The organism is Kytococcus sp. HMSC28H12, from assembly GCF_001816045.1.
Taxonomy (GTDB): Bacteria; Actinomycetota; Actinomycetes; order Actinomycetales; family Dermatophilaceae; genus Kytococcus; species Kytococcus schroeteri.
In genome coordinates this window covers 1-3,480 of record NZ_KV824489.1, presented here as the reverse complement: position 1 = coordinate 3,480, position 3,480 = coordinate 1, and the positions used below count along the sequence as shown (strand labels likewise).

At 73.4% G+C, this 3,480-nt stretch carries 4 protein-coding genes; all 4 read left to right on the top strand.

Annotated features, from left to right (window positions below; translation table 11 throughout):
* Positions 1 to 163 precede the first annotated feature (163 nt).
* The gene (locus HMPREF3099_RS06985) at positions 164 to 736 is read left to right on the top strand and encodes a type 1 glutamine amidotransferase domain-containing protein (RefSeq protein WP_070705324.1); all 573 of its coding nucleotides are present in this window, start codon (positions 164 to 166) and stop codon (positions 734 to 736) included.
* 127 nt (positions 737 to 863) lie between these two features.
* Positions 864 to 2,273 carry a histidine--tRNA ligase gene (gene hisS, locus HMPREF3099_RS06980; RefSeq protein WP_070705323.1) on the top strand — a complete coding sequence of 470 codons (1,410 nt, stop codon included), beginning with the start codon at positions 864 to 866 and terminating at the stop codon, positions 2,271 to 2,273.
* Positions 2,274 to 2,479: 206 nt separating this feature from the next.
* Positions 2,480 to 2,797, top strand: coding sequence for a YerC/YecD family TrpR-related protein (locus HMPREF3099_RS06975; protein WP_070705322.1), 318 nt, complete (start codon positions 2,480 to 2,482; stop codon positions 2,795 to 2,797).
* A gap of 75 nt (positions 2,798 to 2,872) precedes the next feature.
* A partial coding sequence (gene hisG, locus HMPREF3099_RS06970; RefSeq protein WP_070705321.1) for an ATP phosphoribosyltransferase occupies positions 2,873 to 3,480 on the top strand: 608 nt, incomplete at its 3' end.

The following is a 3,480-nucleotide window of genomic DNA, read 5'->3' as shown; positions in this document are numbered from 1 at the left end:
TCGACAGTCGAGTTCGGCACCGGTGCGGTTCTCGGGTCCGGTCCAGCAGGTGGTGGTCCGGTGGGGGTGCGGGTCCGAAGGGCCGGGGGCCGGGCGGCGCGGGGGTGCTGGCCGAGCAGCCCTCCGGTTGCGACGTGCCGGGGGTCGGCGCGAGGGTGGAGCCATGACCGACACCACGCAGACCACCGGCAAGACCGTCTACTTCCTGACCTCCGCCGAGGGCATCGAGGCCGTGGAGCTCACCGACCCGTGGAAGGCCGTCACCGAGGCCGGCCACACCGCGCGCCTCGTGAGCCCCGAGGGCGGCGAGGTGCAGCTCTTCAACCACCTCGACAAGGCCGAGACCCGCACCGCCGACGGCGCCGTGGCCGAGGTGTCCGCCGACGACGTGGACGTGCTCGTTCTGCCCGGTGGCGTGGCCAACCCGGACGCCCTGCGCCTGGACGAGAAGTCCGTGGCCCTCGTGAAGGCCGTGCACGACGCGGGCCGCCCGGTGGCCGCCATCTGCCACGCCGGCTGGGTGCTGGCCGAGGCGGGCGTGGTGGACGGCCGCCGCGTGACGGGCTTCGACAGCATCGAGACCGACCTGCGCAACGCAGGCGCCGACTGGGTGAGCGGCGAGAGCGTCGTGGTGGACGGCAACCTCATCACCAGCCGCAACCCCGACGACCTGCCCGCCTTCAACGGGGCGATCCTCGAGGCGCTCGAGCACGGCGCCGCCGCCCCGCAGGGCTGAGCTCCTGACCGCCACGCCGTCACGACCGGCGCCCGGCCCCCCTCGCACCCCGGTGCGGTGGGGGCCTCGCGCTGCGTGGCCGACCACGCCGTGCGCGGCGTCGAACCCCGGAAACTAGACTCCGACCATGGCCCAGATCACCACACCCCGCCCCGCCCAGGGAACGCTCGAGCTGCTGCCGCGCCAGCAGGTGGCGTTCAACCGCATCGCGGACGTGGTGCGTCGCCATTTCGAGGCCGGCGGCTTCCTCCCGCTGGAGACGCCCGCCTTCGAGCGCACCGACGTGCTGCTCACCAAGTCCGGTGGCGAGACCGAGAAGCAGGTCTACTTCGTGCAGTCCACCGGTGGGCTGGCCAACGACCGCGAGGCCGTGGCCGCCGGGGACGAGGTGGGCCTGCCCGACCTCGCCCTGCGCTTCGACCTCACCGTGCCGATGGCGCGCTTCGTGGCCCAGCACGAGGGCCAGCTGACCTTCCCCTTCCGTCGCTACCAGATGCAGCGCGTCTACCGCGGTGAGCGTCCGCAGCGTGGCCGCTTCCGGGAGTTCGTGCAGTGTGACGTCGACATCATCGGCAAGGACACCCTCTCGGTGCGCCACGACGCCGAGCCGCCGGCCACCATGCACGCCATCTTCCGCGAGCTGGACTTCGGCCCGTTCACGATCCACCTGAACAACCGCCGCCTGCTGCGCGGTTTCTTCCGCAGCGTCGGCATCACCGACGAGCAGCAGCCGCTGGTGCTGCGCGAGGTGGACAAGATCGACAAGCGCGGTGTGGACTGGCTGCGCGAGGAGCTCACCGGCGAGCGCTTCGGCCTGGCCGCGGACGTGGTCGACGCCGTGGCGGGCTTCGTCTCCACCCGCACCGGCTCGCACGCCGAGGCCCTGGAGGTGCTGGCCGGCCTGGAGGGGCGCGACGAGGAGCTGGACGCCGGCGTGGCCGAGCTGCGCGAGGTGCTCGAGATGCTGCGTCACCTCGGCGTGCCCGAGGGCGACTACTGCGTCAACCTCGCCATCGCCCGCGGCCTGGACTACTACACCGGCACCGTCTACGAGACCTTCCTCGACGAGCACCCGGAGCTGGGGTCGGTCTGCTCCGGTGGGCGCTACGAGAACCTGGCCGGGCAGTACACCAGGTCGTCCCTGCCGGGCGTGGGCATGTCCATCGGCCTCTCCCGCCTGTTCTGGCAGCTCATGGAGAACGGCATGGTCGCCGACGAGCCGTCCACCGTCCAGGTGCTCGTGCCGCTGCTCGACGAGGCCCTGCTGCCCGAGGCGCTGGGTCTGGCCGCCGAGCTGCGCACGGCCGGCCTGCGGGTGGAGTCGGTGCTGGAGCCGGCCAAGCTGGCCAAGCAGTTCAAGCACGCCGACCGGGCGGGCATCCGGTTCGTGGCCGTGCTCGGCGCCCAGGAGGTGGAGCGCGGTGTGGTGATGGTCAAGGACCTGCAGCGCGGCGACCAGTTCGAGGCCGAGCGGGGCGACCTGGCGCAGGCGCTGCGCGTGGAGCTGGCGCAGCCGGTCGCCGTGCGCGGGGACTGACCCGGCACGGCCCTCGCCTCGAGCGGCCCACCACCCCACGGGGGGGGGGGCCGCTCGCGTGTGCCGGGGGAGGGGGAGGGGGCATGACGCCGATTCGGCGCACCGTGTCCTAGCGTGTTAGCGTGTTAATACATTCGATGACGGACCCGCGGCGCCGACCGCGACCACCCGTCACTGCCCACCCCCGTTCGCACCAGGAGGACGCCATGAAGCGACGCGACACCCCCCGTTCGCGCACCGTGGCCGAGGTGCGTGCCGAGCTCGTGGCCGTCCTGGCCTCGATGCAGGACCCCGCGGAGGTGGACGCCCTGCTCACCGACCTGTGCACGCCCGCCGAGGTGGAGGCCCTCACCGACCGGTGGGCCGTGGTGCCGCAGCTGGCCGAGGGTCGCAGCTACCGCGCCATCCACGAGGACACGGGCGTCTCGGTGACCACCGTCGGCCGGGTGGCCCGGTGCCTCGAGGACGGGGCCGGTGGCTACCGCGCGGCCCTGCGACATCTGGACGGGCCTGCCTCCGCCTGACCGGCGCGGTCCGCCGCGCACCTCCCTCGGACGCCCCGGCGTCCTCGATCCCACCGCTGGTGGGTGAGGAGCACCATGACCCCCGTGGAGACCCCGCGCGACCGCCTGCGCGTCGCCATCCAGAAGTCCGGTCGCCTCGGCGACCCGGCCCGAGACCTGCTGAGCGCCTGCGGCCTGACCTGGCGCGAGAGCCGTGACCGCCTGTTCTGCTTCGGCGAGGGCCTGCCGGTGGATCTGCTGCTGGTCCGCGACGACGACATCCCCGGCCTGCTCACCGACGGCGTGGCCGACCTCGGCATCGTGGGACGCAACGTGCTGGCCGAGGAGCAGGCCACCGGTGTGGGCACCGACCTGCACGAGGTGCGCCAGCTCGGCTTCGGTCCCTGCACCCTGCAGATCGCCGTGCCCCAGGAGTGGGACTGGCAGGGCCCGCAGCAGTTGCAGGGACTGCGCGTGGCCACGAGCTACCCGGCCCTCACCCGGGACTGGCTGGCCGCCCAGGGCGTGGACGCCGAGGTGGTGACGCTCAGCGGGTCGGTGGAGATCGCGCCCAGCCTGGGCCAGGCCGATGCCGTGTGCGACCTCGTGAGCTCCGGCGCCACCCTGCGCGCCAACGCGCTGCGCCCCGTGGCCGTGGTGCTGGAGAGCGAGGCCGTGCTGGCCGGCCCGGCCCGCCGCCTGGA